The organism is Geobacillus sp. FJAT-46040 (assembly GCF_002335725.1).
In the GTDB taxonomy this organism is placed as follows: Bacteria; Bacillota; Bacilli; order Bacillales; family Anoxybacillaceae; genus Geobacillus; species Geobacillus thermoleovorans.
In genome coordinates, this window is the sequence record NZ_NISS01000001.1 from 247,719 (window position 1) to 261,737 (window position 14,019).

The 14,019-nt window shown below is 55.0% G+C and carries 12 protein-coding genes and 1 other annotated feature; of the genes, 7 read left to right on the forward strand and 5 right to left on the reverse strand.

The window, feature by feature from the left end:
• The first annotated feature begins 112 nt into the window (after positions 1-112).
• The 5 genes from CD000_RS01365 to ccpA all read left to right on the forward strand — a co-directional run bounded on the left by CD000_RS01365 (position 113) and on the right by ccpA (position 3,761).
• Entirely contained in the window at positions 113-526 is a 414-nt protein-coding gene (locus CD000_RS01365) for a DUF948 domain-containing protein (protein ID WP_011232288.1), read from the forward strand.
• Between the two features lie 15 nt (positions 527-541).
• Positions 542-937: a hypothetical protein gene (locus tag CD000_RS01370; RefSeq protein WP_011232287.1), complete on the forward strand. Its 396-nt coding sequence runs from the start codon at positions 542-544 to the stop codon at positions 935-937.
• Between the two features lie 5 nt (positions 938-942).
• The gene (ytxJ, locus tag CD000_RS01375) at positions 943-1,272 is read left to right on the forward strand and encodes a bacillithiol system redox-active protein YtxJ (RefSeq protein WP_011232286.1); all 330 of its coding nucleotides are present in this window, start codon (positions 943-945) and stop codon (positions 1,270-1,272) included.
• Between the two features lie 211 nt (positions 1,273-1,483).
• On the forward strand, positions 1,484-2,566 hold the full coding sequence (locus CD000_RS01380) for a bifunctional 3-deoxy-7-phosphoheptulonate synthase/chorismate mutase (RefSeq protein ID WP_011232285.1): 1,083 nt from the start codon (positions 1,484-1,486) through the stop codon (positions 2,564-2,566).
• A 202-nt stretch (positions 2,567-2,768) separates the two neighbouring features.
• Positions 2,769-3,761: a catabolite control protein A gene (gene ccpA, locus CD000_RS01385; RefSeq protein ID WP_015375640.1), complete on the forward strand. Its 993-nt coding sequence runs from the start codon at positions 2,769-2,771 to the stop codon at positions 3,759-3,761.
• Between the two features lie 146 nt (positions 3,762-3,907).
• Here ccpA and CD000_RS01390 read toward each other — a convergent pair whose 3' ends face one another.
• From CD000_RS01390 to CD000_RS01400, 3 genes are all read right to left on the reverse strand, one after another.
• The gene (locus CD000_RS01390) at positions 3,908-5,077 is read right to left on the reverse strand and encodes an acetoin utilization protein AcuC (protein WP_096224716.1); all 1,170 of its coding nucleotides are present in this window, start codon (positions 5,075-5,077) and stop codon (positions 3,908-3,910) included.
• Positions 5,074-5,718, reverse strand: coding sequence for an acetoin utilization AcuB family protein (locus CD000_RS01395; RefSeq protein ID WP_096224717.1), 645 nt, complete (start codon positions 5,716-5,718; stop codon positions 5,074-5,076). Before CD000_RS01395 ends, CD000_RS01390 begins: the two co-directional genes overlap by 4 nt.
• Positions 5,719-5,810: 92 nt before the next feature.
• Positions 5,811-6,443 (reverse strand): GNAT family N-acetyltransferase, encoded by a 633-nt coding sequence (locus CD000_RS01400; RefSeq protein ID WP_011232281.1) that lies wholly within the window; start codon positions 6,441-6,443, stop codon positions 5,811-5,813.
• A 174-nt stretch (positions 6,444-6,617) separates the two neighbouring features.
• On the opposite strand from CD000_RS01400, the gene acsA reads away from it, so the two are divergent.
• Positions 6,618-8,333 (forward strand): acetate--CoA ligase, encoded by a 1,716-nt coding sequence (gene acsA / locus CD000_RS01405; RefSeq protein ID WP_096224718.1) that lies wholly within the window; start codon positions 6,618-6,620, stop codon positions 8,331-8,333.
• A gap of 355 nt (positions 8,334-8,688) precedes the next feature.
• Here the strand turns inward: acsA and CD000_RS01410 are convergent, their stop codons facing one another.
• The gene (locus CD000_RS01410) at positions 8,689-11,439 is read right to left on the reverse strand and encodes a transglycosylase domain-containing protein (RefSeq protein ID WP_096224719.1); all 2,751 of its coding nucleotides are present in this window, start codon (positions 11,437-11,439) and stop codon (positions 8,689-8,691) included.
• A 155-nt stretch (positions 11,440-11,594) separates the two neighbouring features.
• Positions 11,595-11,819: a binding site (T-box leader), on the forward strand.
• A gap of 50 nt (positions 11,820-11,869) precedes the next feature.
• On the opposite strand from CD000_RS01410, the gene tyrS reads away from it, so the two are divergent.
• Positions 11,870-13,129, forward strand: coding sequence for a tyrosine--tRNA ligase (gene tyrS / locus CD000_RS01420; protein ID WP_015375638.1), 1,260 nt, complete (start codon positions 11,870-11,872; stop codon positions 13,127-13,129).
• A 46-nt stretch (positions 13,130-13,175) separates the two neighbouring features.
• Here tyrS and rpsD read toward each other — a convergent pair whose 3' ends face one another.
• Positions 13,176-13,778, reverse strand: coding sequence for a 30S ribosomal protein S4 (gene rpsD / locus CD000_RS01425; protein ID WP_011232276.1), 603 nt, complete (start codon positions 13,776-13,778; stop codon positions 13,176-13,178).
• Between the last annotated feature and the right edge of the window lie 241 nt (positions 13,779-14,019).

Below are 14,019 nucleotides of genomic sequence, written 5' to 3' on the forward strand. Positions count from 1 at the left end.
CCGTTTTTTCCTGTTTCAAAAAGGAAGCCGTCTTTTCTATGTCGAAGTTTGAAAGCGGGAAAAGATGGGTACAAAGGGAATGAAACGTTCGAATGGGCAAGGAGGGAATCGGGTGGAATGGCTTTTGTATGGAAGCGTGGCGCTCATCGCGCTTGCTTTTTTGCTGCTTGTTGTTTACATAGCCAGGACGCTCATCGTTTTGCAGGAAACGCTGCGCCGGCTGACGGCGGCGATCGACCATGCCGATGAGCAAGTGCAAACGGTGGCGAAAGAAGTTCGTGAACTTCTCCATACGGCCAACGGCATCGCCAGCGATGTGCAAAAAAAAGTAGAAACGCTAAATGGCGCAATCGAAGCGGTCGGAGAGATCGGCGGCACGATTCGTTCGCTCAACCGCGCGCTTCGGCAGGCGGCTGCCGGTTTGTCGGCGCGGGCGGGCCTGGGGCAAGGAAAATGGGGCAAGGCGTTGCGCTGGACAAATGTTTTGCTCGATTTACGGGAAAAATGGAGAAAAAACAATCGTTAAAGGAGGGTGTATCGAATGGCGAAAAATAACGGTGGATTTTTGCTTGGCGCGCTGGTCGGCGGCATCGCCGGCGCGGCTGCTGCGTTGTTTTTGACGAGCGAAAAAGGGCGGAAATGGCTGGCCGAGTGGAGCAACGATGAAACGTGGGAGCCGGTGAAAACAACGGCTGTCGAATGGTTGGAAACGGCGAAAGAGAAAACGAAGGAAATCGCCAACTTCATCCCGTTGAAATCCACGACGGCGCCAGCCGGCGGGGAAAACGATGGAGAGGAAGCCAAGGAGGCGACGATTCCGATTCCGCCATCCGCCGGGCCAGCCGACCGGGAAACGCTGCAAAAGCTGCTTGAGGAAGCCGAGGCGGCGCTTGATGACGCCGAGCAAAGCATCACGTCGCGAAAAGAAACGGAGTGAAGGCGATGGGAATGGAGAAGCTGGAGACGATCGAACAGTTTGACCGCGTCATGAAGGAAACGGAGCGTTTTTTGTTCGTCAAGCATAGCCTCACCTGCCCGATCAGTCAAGCGGCGTTTGGCGAATGCGAGAAGTTCGCCGCAGACCATCCAGAGCTGGCGGTGTATTGCCTGTACGTCCAAGAGGCGCGGCCGCTCTCCAACTATATCGCCGAAACGACCGGGGTGAAACACGAGTCGCCGCAAGTGCTGCTGTTTGAAAACGGCCGCGTCGTCTGGCATGCGTCCCATTGGGCCATTACGTATGGCGCGCTCTCGGAGCATGTCGGCGCTTGACCGTCCGCCTTTACTGCGGGCGGTTTTTTGCACACTTTTTACTTTATCGCTTAAAAGCGTTTAATCAAAAAAGCATTTTTTTCGTGACAACGATAGCTCCATCGATTATAATAAACACTAATTAAACGACTTCGCTCTCCAAGACGGGGGCGCCGCTTGCCGGCAAGCGGCGAAAACAATGCACTACACTTGGCGAAAGGATGAGAAAAGCATGAGCAATGAGAGATTAGACGAACTGCGGGCGCGAGTCGATGAGATCAACTTGCAGCTGTTGAAACTGATCAATGAACGGGGGCGGCTCGTTCAGGAGATCGGAAAAATTAAAGAAGCGCAAGGGACGCACCGCTACGATCCGGTGCGCGAACGGAAAATGTTGGATCTCATTTCCGAGCATAACGATGGGCCGTTTGAAACATCGACGCTGCAGCACATTTTCAAGGAAATTTTTAAAGCAGCGCTCGAGCTGCAGGAAGACGATCACCGCAAGGCGCTCCTTGTCTCGCGGAAAAAGCATCCGGAAAACACGATTGTTGAAGTGAAAGGCGAGCGAATCGGCGACGGCAACCAATATTTCGTCATGGGCCCGTGCGCTGTGGAAAGCTATGAACAAGTCGCTGCGGTGGCGGAGGCCGTGAAAAAACAAGGGATCAAGCTGCTGCGCGGCGGCGCCTACAAACCGCGCACGTCGCCGTACGATTTCCAAGGGCTCGGCGTGGAAGGGCTGAAAATTTTGAAACGGATCGCCGATGAGTTTGATTTGGCGGTCATCAGTGAAATCGTCACCCCGGCGGACATTGAAATCGCCTTGGACTATATTGACGTCATCCAAATCGGCGCGCGCAACATGCAAAACTTTGAGCTGCTCAAGGCAGCCGGCCAAGTGAACAAGCCGATTTTGCTGAAGCGCGGCTTGGCGGCGACGATTGAAGAATTCATCAACGCCGCTGAGTACATCATGTCACAAGGAAACGGGCAGATCATTTTGTGCGAGCGCGGCATCCGCACGTACGAGCGGGCGACGCGCAACACGCTCGACATTTCGGCTGTGCCGATTTTGAAGAAAGAAACGCACTTGCCGGTGTTCGTTGATGTCACCCACTCAACGGGGCGGCGCGATCTGCTCATCCCGTGCGCCAAAGCGGCCTTGGCGATCGGCGCCGACGGCGTCATGGCCGAAGTGCATCCGGACCCGGCCGTCGCCTTGTCCGATTCCGCCCAGCAAATGGACATCGCTCAATTCAACGAGTTTATGGAAGAAGTGCGCGCGTTCCAACGTCAGTTTGTTCAGGCGTAAGACGATCCCCTCGGTTGTTGCCCGAGGGGATTTTTTGATGAGATGGCGAGTGTTGGGGCAAACTACCCGTGAACGGTTTGTGAACAAACCGGCAAAATGGTTGCGATTTCGTTGCGAGTTGGCGATAATGTATCGTATGATAGTTGTACATACATTCGGAATTTGACCGGTTATCGGATCGAGCGAAAAGGAGTGAAACAAAATGACGGTAACGATTTATGATGTGGCGCGGGAGGCGAACGTCTCGATGGCGACCGTCTCGCGCGTCGTCAATGGCAACCCGAACGTCAAACCGTCGACGAGGAAAAAAGTGCTTGAGGCCATCGAACGGCTCGGCTACCGCCCGAACGCCGTGGCGCGGGGGCTCGCCAGCAAAAAAACGACGACGGTCGGAGTGATCATCCCGGATATTTCGAGCATTTTCTTCGCCGAACTGGCGCGCGGCATTGAGGACATCGCCACGATGTACAAGTACAACATCATTTTGAGCAACTCCGACCAAAACAAAGAAAAAGAGCTGCATTTGCTCAACACGATGCTCGCCAAGCAAGTGGACGGCCTGTTGTTTATGGGCGGGACGATCACCGAAGAGCACGTCGCCGAATTTCAAAAGTCGTCGGTGCCGATCGTGCTTGCGGCGACGATGGGACCGAACGAGATTCCCTCGGTCAACATCGACTATGAGCAGGCGGCGTTTGAAGCCGTGACGTATTTGCTGGAAAAAGGAAACCGCCGCATTGTCTATGTAACCGGTCCGACCGATGACCCGATCAACCAGCGGAAGTTGGCGGGGTACCGACGCGCGCTTGAGGAACACGGCGCGCCGTATGAGGAAGAGCTCGTCATTGAGGGCGACAACTCGTACGACTCCGGCTTGGAGGCGTATGAGAAAATCACAGAGCTTGCCGAACGGCCGACGGCGGTGTTTGCTGGCACGGACGAAATGGCGCTCGGCATCATCCACAGCGCCCAAGACCACGGGGTGCGCGTGCCGGATGAACTGGAAGTCGTCGGTTTTGACAACACGCGATTGGCAACGATGGTGCGGCCGCGGCTGACGACCGTCGTGCAGCCGATGTACGACATCGGGGCGGTGGCGATGCGGCTCTTGACGAAGTATATGAATAAAGAGCCAGTGGACCACCATATCGTTGTCTTGCCGCACCGGCTTGAAGTGCGGGAGTCGACGAAATGAAAAAAGCTGGCCTCAACACGGGGACCAGCTTCTTGCTTGCTTTGCTCCATTTCTTTTTTGACAGCTGCAATCGCCTTGCAGTCGGCCCGTTTTTCGGTGAAAACGGAAGTTGACTAGGAAAACAGGACGTTTTAAATGAAAAAAAATCAAGTCCCCGCCCGGCGTTGACTGCGAATGAAATACAACGCCTTTTCCACCGTTTGCGCATTTTTTTCGCTGATCTCCGCCTTGCGCGGGATCGGGGGATACAAGTCATCCGGGTCGTCCCACTCGAGCGGAAGCGCGACGGGTGAAAGCGGTTGCCAACGTTCGCGCCACTCATCCGGCAGCGGGCCGGACACATCGGCTTGTCCCGTCATCTCGAGCCAAAGGAGCGCCCATGCCCGCGGCACGACGCGCCAGATGTCATAGCCGCCGCCGCCGACGGCGATCCAGCGTCCGCCGCAATATTCATGCGCGATTTCGTGCGCGAGTTTCGGAATGGCGCGGTAGGTTTTCATCGTCACCGACAAATGGGTGAGCGGATCGTAATAGTGGGCGTCGACGCCGTTTTGCGTCACGATGACGTCCGGGCGGAAAAAGTCGGCGATTTCCCGAAGCGCGGTCGTATAGGCGGCGATCCATGATTCGTCTCCCGTGAACGCATCAACGGGAATGTTGAACGAATAGCCGTAGCCCGCGCCTAAGCCGCGCTCGTTGACATTTCCGGTCCCTGGGAACAAATAGCGCCCCGTTTCATGAATGGAAAACGTGCAAACGTTCGGATCGTCGTAAAACGCCCATTGCACCCCGTCGCCGTGGTGGGCGTCCGTGTCGACGTACAACACGCGCAGTCCGTATTTCTCCCTGATGTATTGAATGGCGACCGCGCTGTCGTTGTAGACGCAGAAGCCGGATGCTTTGCCGCGGAAGCCGTGGTGCAGACCGCCGCCAAGGTTGAGCGCATGCTCGGCCGCTCCGGAAAGAACCGCGTCGACGGCGGTGAGGGTGCTGCCGACCAAAAGAGCGCTCGCTTCGTGCATGTTTGGGAAAATCGGCGTATCCTCGGTGCCAAGGCCGTAGTTTTGCGCCGCCGCTTCCGACAGCTCGCCGCGTCCGGCCGCTTTCACCGCCTCGATGTAGGAGCGGTCGTGAATGAGCGCCAGCTCGTCATCGGTCGCCATGCGCGGGGCGACGATCTGGCGGTCTTCGAGCGCGCCGAGCGTGCAAAGCAAGTCGTATGTCATTTTGACCCGCAGCTGGTTGAACGGATGGTCGTCATGAAATTTGTACTGAAGAAATTGCTCGCTATAGACGAATGCGCAGTTTCGGCTCATGACGTAACCCCCGGCAAGTTCGGCCATAGCACGTGATAGCCGGCGTTTTGCAAATCGCGGATCAATGGAAGCGGATTCATCGTCTGCACGCGGAAAACTAAAATTTTCTCATTCGGATCCGGAGCTGGATACACCAAGACGCTGGCGATGTTCACATGGCGCTCGCTGATGATGGCCGCCGCTTTGCTTAACATGCCGGTTTCGTTCGGCACTTTGATCTCGATTTGCGACCCCGGCTGGTGAACGCCGGTCAATTCAATGAACGTGCGGAGCAAATCCGTTTGCGTGATGATGCCGACGAGTTTCCCGTGATTGACGATCGGCAGACAGCCGATTCGGTGTTCGTAAAAGAGCGCCGCCACCTCCTCGACGAAAACGAGCGGATGGCCGACGATGAGGTCGGTTTTCATAATCGTGCTGACCGGTTTTTGCAAGTCTTCAAGATGTTCATGAAGATGGAAAATGGACGGGCTCGCGTCGCGCAAATCGCGATCGGTCACAAGACCGATCAATCTCCCGCTTTCATCGATGACCGGCAGATGGCGGATGCGGTGATGTCTGAGCAGCTGCAGCGCTTCGGCGATCGTATTCGTGGCGCGAAGCGTGATAACCGGTGCTTTCATCACTTGTTCGACAAGCATCGTTCTCCTCTCCCCTTTGTGCGTGGCATTTTATGCGCGCCGCCCGCAACCGGCAAGGCGGGCGCAAACGTCCGGACAGCTGAGAATTTCAGCTAGTACATATAGCGGTTCATAAACCGCAGCCGGTCGAACCGTTGAATCGATTCGGCGTCGACCCGTTTGCCAATGCGGACCATGAGGCAGTTCGCCGGATGGGAGCAAATTTCCGGGTCGTCGGTCGCATACCAGACGAGCCCGCCGGCGTTCATCATTTTCTCCATCACTTTTCGGTACTCCCACACGTTCAGCCCCGTGCCTTTTAAATCCCAATGCCAGTAATATTCAGTTGTAATGATGATGTAGTCTTCCATGGCGTCGTCCATCATCGAGACGATCAATAAATTTTTTCCGACGCCAAACCCGCGGAACTCCGGAATGACTTCAATGGCGCCAAGCTCGAGCAAATTTTCCATGTTCCCTTCCGACCAACGCTCAAGCGGATCGGGATACAAAAACGTCACATATCCGACAATCACCTCGCCGCGGCGGGCGATGATGATCCGCCCTTCCGGCAGCTTGGCGATTTCGATCAACGCTTTGTGCTGTTTGGCAGGCGGGCGGAAGGAAGTGAGGTCATGGTGGAATTCGTAGCTGGCCAACGCTTCCGGCGTCACCGGCCCTTCGATGAGGAGCGTTCCTTTCGGGGTTTTCAGCTCTTTGGCGTTATACGTTTTTTTATGTTCCATTCGTCCACCACCTGAATTGGTCGTTCTGCTTCCATTATACATAAAAGCGGCGCCGGCTGGTGCGGTTCAAAAAAATTTCAAAAAAGTGAGAACGAGGAATATTTTAAAAATTGAGAAATGGTTTTCAATCGACTATAATAGAAATGTAATCACTTACATAAGGGGGATCGGAGAATGAACACAGAACGGCTTCCTGTCATACAAGGGGACTACAATTTGAAAAACTACGAAGAAACATATAAACAGTTTCAATGGTCGGAAACAGAGAAAGCGTTTTCTTGGCATGAAACGGGCCTAGTCAACATGGCGTATGAGGCGATCGACCGCCATGCTGAGTCGTTCCGTAAAAATAAAGTGGCGCTCTATTACCGCGACGCGGTGCGGAACGAGAAATATACGTTCAAAGAAATGAAAGAGATGTCCAATAAGGTGGCGAACGTCTTAAAACAGGCGGCGGACATTCAGAAGGGCGACCGTGTGTTCGTGTTCATGCCGCGTTCTCCGGAACTGTACTTTGCGGTGCTTGGGATCATTAAAACCGGCGCCATCGTCGGGCCGTTGTTTGAGGCGTTCATGGAAGGAGCGGTGCGCGACCGTCTTGAAGACAGCGGGGCGAAGGCGATCATTACGACGCCGGAGCTTCTGCCGCGCGTGCCGGTCGGCGATTTGCCGGAGTTGAAGTACGTCTTTTTGGTCGGCGACGGCATTGTCGAGGAAGGGCCGTACATCGATTTGAAAAAGCGGATGAATGAGGCAAGCAAGCATTTCGACATCGAATGGGTCGACCGCCAAGACGGCTTGATTTTGCATTACACATCCGGTTCGACCGGCAAGCCGAAAGGCGTTTTGCACGTCCATAACGCGATGATTCAGCACTATCAAACGGCGAAATGGGTGCTCGACTTAAAAGAAGACGACATTTACTGGTGCACGGCTGACCCGGGGTGGGTGACCGGGACGTCGTACGGCATCTTCGGCCCGTGGCTGTGCGGAGCGTCAAGCGTCATCGTCGGCGGCCGCTTCAGCCCGGATGCTTGGTATCAAACGATCCAAGATTTCGGCGTCACCGTCTGGTACAGCGCGCCGACGGCGTTCCGCATGCTGATGGGCGCCGGCGATGAAGTCGTGAAAAAATATGATTTAAGCTCGCTCCGCCACATTTTGAGCGTCGGCGAGCCGCTCAACCCGGAAGTCATCCGCTGGGGGATGAAAGTGTTCGGCCGCCGCATCCATGATACGTGGTGGATGACGGAAACAGGCGGGCATCTCATTTGCAACTACCCGTGCATGGAAATCAAGCCGGGATCGATGGGGAAACCGATTCCGGGCGTTGAGGCGGCGATCATTGATGACCAAGGAAACGTCTTGCCGCCGTACCGGATGGGCAACTTGGCCATCAAAAAAGGCTGGCCGTCGATGATGAAAACGATTTGGAACAACCCGCAAAAATATGAATCATACTTTATCGGCGACTGGTACGTATCCGGCGATTCGGCCTACATGGATGAAGACGGCTACTTCTGGTTCCAAGGCCGTGTTGACGATGTCATCAACACATCCGGCGAGCGCGTTGGGCCGTTTGAAGTCGAAAGCAAGCTCGTCGAGCATCCGGCCGTTGCCGAAGCCGGCGTCATCGGCAAGCCGGATCCGGTGCGCGGGGAAATCATCAAAGCGTTCATCGCGCTTCGTGAAGGGTACGAGCCGTCCGAGGAGCTGAAAGAAGACATCCGCCAATTTGTGAAAAAAGGGCTTGCCGCTCATGCCGCGCCGCGTGAGATCGAGTTCCGCGACAAACTGCCGAAAACGCGGAGCGGGAAAATCATGCGCCGCGTCCTAAAGGCGTGGGAGCTCAACTTGCCGACCGGCGATTTGTCGACGATGGAAGACTGATGAGCGAAAAGCGTCTGGAACATCCGCTGTTCCAGGCGCTGTTGTTCTTTTCAGACTGGGGCCGAAGCGGGGCGGCTGCAAAGACGGTGATGGAACGGAAAACGCGGCCAACAGCGTGATTTCTCCATTTGAAAAACTTGATACATGCCCGTTTCCTCTTCGCTTAAGAACCATCCATTTGGCGAAAATCGTTGTGCTTTCCCCATCTTCACCAAACAAGAAAGGGTGTCCCAACAAGGATCGGGACACCCTCTTTTCGATCACCATATATACGCGCCAACTCTTTATTCAAAACGAATGGCATCTTCTAAAGAAAGCCAATCAAAGAAAGACAATCTTTTGGGTCAGCTCCTTGTCACTCTACGTCACCCGACGGCGGGGGAGAAGACGGCTCGCCGCTCTTTTGACGACCAGAATTGGGCGGCGAGGCGGACGGCAGCGAAACGAGGTTCGACGGCGCCGATTCCTGTCCGGCGATGTCCACAGCAGTGACGCAGTACGCGGCGCCCGGCTGCAGCGGCGAAAACGAGGCTGCCTCGTCCGCTTTAACAGCGGCGGCGAGGCGTCGTTCCCCCGTTTCGTTCACTAGATAGACGCGGTAGCCGATGACATCCGGCTCGTTATGGCGATTCCAGACGAGCTTGCCCCCTGCAAGCCGAGCGGCGGGTGGAGCCGGTGGACGGCCGTTTTCCTTTAATGTGGAGACGAGCGATGCATCGCCCGCCTGCCCTTCGCCGTTGATCCCCCAATCGGCGAGAAGCTTCGGATTCACGATCACTTCGCGAGTGACAAACTCTTCCGGCGTCGTCTCAAGCGCCACATAGCGGCGTCCGCCGATGACGACGACCCGGCTTTCCATCACTTTCTCGCCGCTTCCTTCCCGCGGTGCAAACTTCGTATTGTATAGATCGTAACGGACGAGCCCGGCTTTTTCGCACGCGGCCGACGGGCTGAAGCCGCTCGCGGCGCAGTAAGCGCGGCGGACGATGCCGCCTGGCATGAGAAACCGCTTCGGCGGAGCGATGAGCTTCGGGTTTTCTTGATAGGCAGCATTGATCAACCGCGCCCATAACAGCTGGGTGCGCTGGCTGTAGGAAAGCCCTTTGTAGCGGGACTCAAGCGGCGCCGGCCGGTCATAGCCGATCCAAACGCCGAACGTGACGTTCGGATTGACGGCGATAAACCACGAATCGCGCTTGTCTTGCGATGTGCCGGTTTTTCCCGCCCAATCGGCGGAAAAGGTCAAGTAGCGCGGCACCGACGAGGCCGTTCCGCCGTGAAGCACGTCGCGCATCATATCGATCATCAAGTACGACGTTTGCGGCGAAAACACCGGGACGGGTTTGCTTTGATGTTTGTAAACGATCTTTCCGTTTTTGTCCACAATCTTCTCAATCATGTAAGCGTCCACGAACGATCCGTAATTGGCGAACGTCGCATAGGCGTTGACGTTTTCCTCGACCGTGACGCCAATGTGCGTCCCGCCGATCGCCAAAGCTGGATTGGCCTCTTCTTGTTTGGCGACGCTCGTGACCCCCATTTTATGCAAATAGTCGATCGGATGGCGGGATCGAATTCTCATATACGTCCGAACGGCCGGAATGTTGAACGATTGCTGCAAGGCATAGCGCGCCGTGACGAGCCCGTGCGTTTTTCCGTCCGCGTTTTTCGGTGTATACGAACCGATCGAAAGCGGCAAGTCGGGAATGATCGTCGCCGGCTGGATGACGCCCATCTCCATCGCCGGCGCGTATACTAAGAGCGGTTTCATCGTTGACCCGTTGGACCGGTGCGCTTGGGTGGCGTGGTTCAACTGCTCGCGCCCATAATCGCGGCCGCCGACGAAGCTGATGATTTTTCCCGTTTTGTTTTCGATGAGCATCGCCCCGACTTCGACCGGTTGGCGATGGGGGATCATTTTTCCTGTTTTCTTGTCTTTGGTGTAATACACATTGTCGCTTCCGTAATACGGGTAGCGGGCGGCGATGCGCTGCATTTGTTCATAAATCTTTTTGTCGATCGTCGTATAAATCCGATATCCGCCTTGGCGCAACGCTTTTTCCGCCTCGCCGAGATAGCGGCGGAAACGAGCGGGGTCGCGCTTCACCTCTTCCGGCTTATAGCCGTCGCGCTTGGCGAACGTCTCGGCGAGCACCTCTTTCGCCCGCCGCTCAATCTCCAACGTCAAAAACGGATATTGTTCAAACGGCGACGGCTTCGGGGCGGCCAAATGCTTCGCCACATCATAGGAAAGCGCTTCCTTATACTGTTTTTCCGAGATGTAGCCGGCCCGTTTCATCCGGTACAGCACCGTTTTCATCCGTTTCAATCCCGCCGAGAGATCCGATTTGACGCGGCCGTCAGCGGCAAACGGGGTGTAGACGAACGGGTTTTGCGGCAGTCCGGCCAAAAACGCCGCTTGAGCGAGATTCAACTCTTTGGCGTTGACGCCAAAGACGCCTTGGGCCGCGGCTTGGATGCCGGCGATGTTGCGCCCTGAAGAATTGCGGCCGAACGGAACGACGTTTAAATACGCCTCTAAAATGTCTTCTTTGGAAAAAAATTTCTCCAGACGAAGTGAAAGCAGCATTTCTTTCGCCTTCCGCTCAAACGACACCTCGTTCGTCAACATCTGGTTTTTGACGAGCTGCTGCGTAAGCGTGCTCCCGCCGCTTTTGACCGGCGAGTTGGTCAGCTCTTGAAACACGGCGCGGATGACGGCCTTCGGAACGACGCCGTCGTGTTCATAAAAATGTTCGTCTTCGGTCGCGATGATCGCCTGCACGACGTATGGCGACACCTCGGAAAGAGGCACCGCCTCGCGGTCAAGGTCGGACCGGAACCGGCCTAAATATACGCCGCCGTTAAAGTACATGTGGCTCGTTTCGCCGTAATGGTAAATCTCCTTTTTCATCTCGTCGGGCGAGGGAACGGGCATATCTTTGACCAAAAAGGCAAAATAGCCGGCGCCGGCGCCGATGGCAAAGCAGACAAGGCAGAGTGCGGCGATGAGCAAAATTAAGATGACGTTCCAAACCACATCGTATGTAAGGGAAAAATAATGCCACGCTTTTTCAAGAGAAATGGAAAGTTGGTTTCGCTTCATGCCAGCCCCCCTATGCGGCAAGTCATTATACATCAGTATACCATAGGAAGGGGAGGCATTGTGGAATTTTGCCGATTTTTCGCCGTTTGTGCGAAAAGCGTTAGAGTTGACAGCGAGCGCATCGCTATGGTAATAAGAATGTATATATTTCATATGAGAAAGCGATGATGGGAACAAGTAGCGGCTGTCTCCCTGGTGCAGAGAGCTGGCGGACGGTGCGAGCCAGTCCACAGGCAGGCGTGAATTACCTCCCTGAGCAGCGATGGCGAACGTTTTTGGCACCTAGTAGCCATCCGCCGGCCGGCGCCGTTATCCAAATGAGTGAGAAAGCACCATGCTTTCTAAGTAGGGTGGTACCGCGACGAACACTCGCCCCTTCATCACGGGCGGGTGTTTTCTTTTGCATGACATTTATAGAGAGGTGAAGGACATGGATTTGCTTGCGGAATTGCAATGGCGCGGGCTCGTCAACCAAACGACGGATGAAGACGGGTTGCGCAAGCTGTTGAATGAGGAGCGGGTGACGCTCTACTGCGGGTTTGACCCGACGGCGGACAGTTTGCATATCGGCAACTTGGCCGCCATTTTGACGCTGCGCCGCTTCCAGCAGGCGGGGCACCGGCCGATCGCCCTAGTCGGCGGAGCGACGGGGTTGATCGGTGACCCGAGCGGGAAAAAAAGCGAGCGCACGCTCAATGCGAAAGAAACCGTCGAGGCATGGAGCGCGCGTATTAAAGAACAGCTCGGCCGTTTTTTAGATTTTGAAGCGGACGGCAATCCGGCGAAAATCAAAAACAACTACGACTGGATCGGGCCGCTGGATGTCATTACGTTTTTGCGCGATGTGGGCAAGCATTTCAGCGTCAACTACATGATGGCGAAAGAGTCGGTGCAATCGCGCATCGAGACGGGCATTTCATTTACCGAGTTCAGCTATATGATGCTGCAGGCATACGATTTTCTCCGCCTGTACGAGACGGAAGGCTGCCGCCTGCAAATCGGCGGGAGCGACCAATGGGGCAACATCACGGCAGGGCTTGAGCTTATTCGCAAAACGAAAGGCGAGGCGCGGGCGTTTGGCTTGACGATCCCGCTTGTGACGAAAGCGGACGGCACGAAATTCGGGAAAACGGAAAGCGGCACGATTTGGCTCGATAAAGAGAAAACATCGCCGTACGAGTTTTACCAGTTTTGGATCAACACCGACGACCGCGATGTGATCCGCTACTTGAAGTACTTTACGTTCCTGTCAAAAGAGGAAATCGAAGCGCTTGAACAAGAGCTTCGTGAAGCCCCAGAGAAGCGGGCGGCCCAAAAGGCGCTTGCTGAGGAAGTGACAAAGCTCGTGCACGGCGAAGAGGCGCTCAGGCAAGCGATTCGCATTTCTGAAGCGCTCTTTAGCGGCGACATTGCCAATTTGACAGCGGCGGAAATTGAGCAAGGGTTCAAAGATGTGCCGTCATTCGTTCATGAAGGAGGCGACGTTCCGCTTGTCGAGCTGCTCGTTTCTGCCGGCATTTCGCCATCGAAGCGGCAAGCGCGCGAAGACATCCAAAACGGCGCCATTTACGTCAACGGCGAGCGCCTTCAAGACGTCGGAGCCATATTAACGGCTGAACACCGCCTTGAGGGGCGGTTTACGGTCATCCGCCGCGGGAAGAAAAAGTATTATTTGATTCGCTACGCCTAAGAAAAAAGATCCGAAATGCATCGGCATTTCGGATCTTTTTTGCGCCTTAACGCGAGTAGAACTCGACGATGAGCGCTTCGTTGATTTCCGCCGGTAGTTCGGAACGCTCCGGCAAGCGGGTGTACGTCCCTTCCATTTTTTCCGGATTGAACGTCAAGTAATCCGGAATGTAGTTGTTCGCTTCGAGCGCTTCTTTAATCACTTGCAAGTTGCGCGATTTTTCGCGAACGGCGATCGTTTGTCCCGGTTTGACTCGGTACGACGGGATGTTGACACGGCTGCCGTCGACCAAAATGTGGCCGTGCGTCACGAGCTGGCGGGCTTGACGGCGCGTGCGGGCCAACCCTAAGCGATAGACGAGGTTGTCTAGGCGCGATTCTAACAAAATCATGAAGTTTTCGCCGTGTTTGCCCGGCATTTTGCCTGCTTCTTCAAACGTTTTGCGGAATTGGCGTTCGTTCACGCCGTACATATGGCGCAGCTTTTGTTTTTCTTGCAGCTGCAAGCCATATTCCGACAATTTCCGCCGTTGCCCCGGACCATGTTGGCCAGGCGGATACGGACGTTTTTGCAATTCTTTCCCCGTGCCGCTCAACGAGATGCCAAGGCGGCGGGAAATTTTCCACATTGGGCCAGTATAACGAGCCATTCGTTGCTCCTCCTTACGCTTTTATTCCCGTAAAATAAAAGCAGATGTGCGCCAACAATTATGGCCATTTTGTTTTCATGCATCCTCGCTCTCGCAGCTAAGAGTTACACGATGCACCTCGGCGGGTCGAGGAACAAAATGAACCATAAAGGTGGGCACAAAGGCTGCTATATTTTACACAAAGGCTATTATATGATTTTTAGAGGATAAAGTCAACATTTTGTTTCCCTTCTTCTCTATT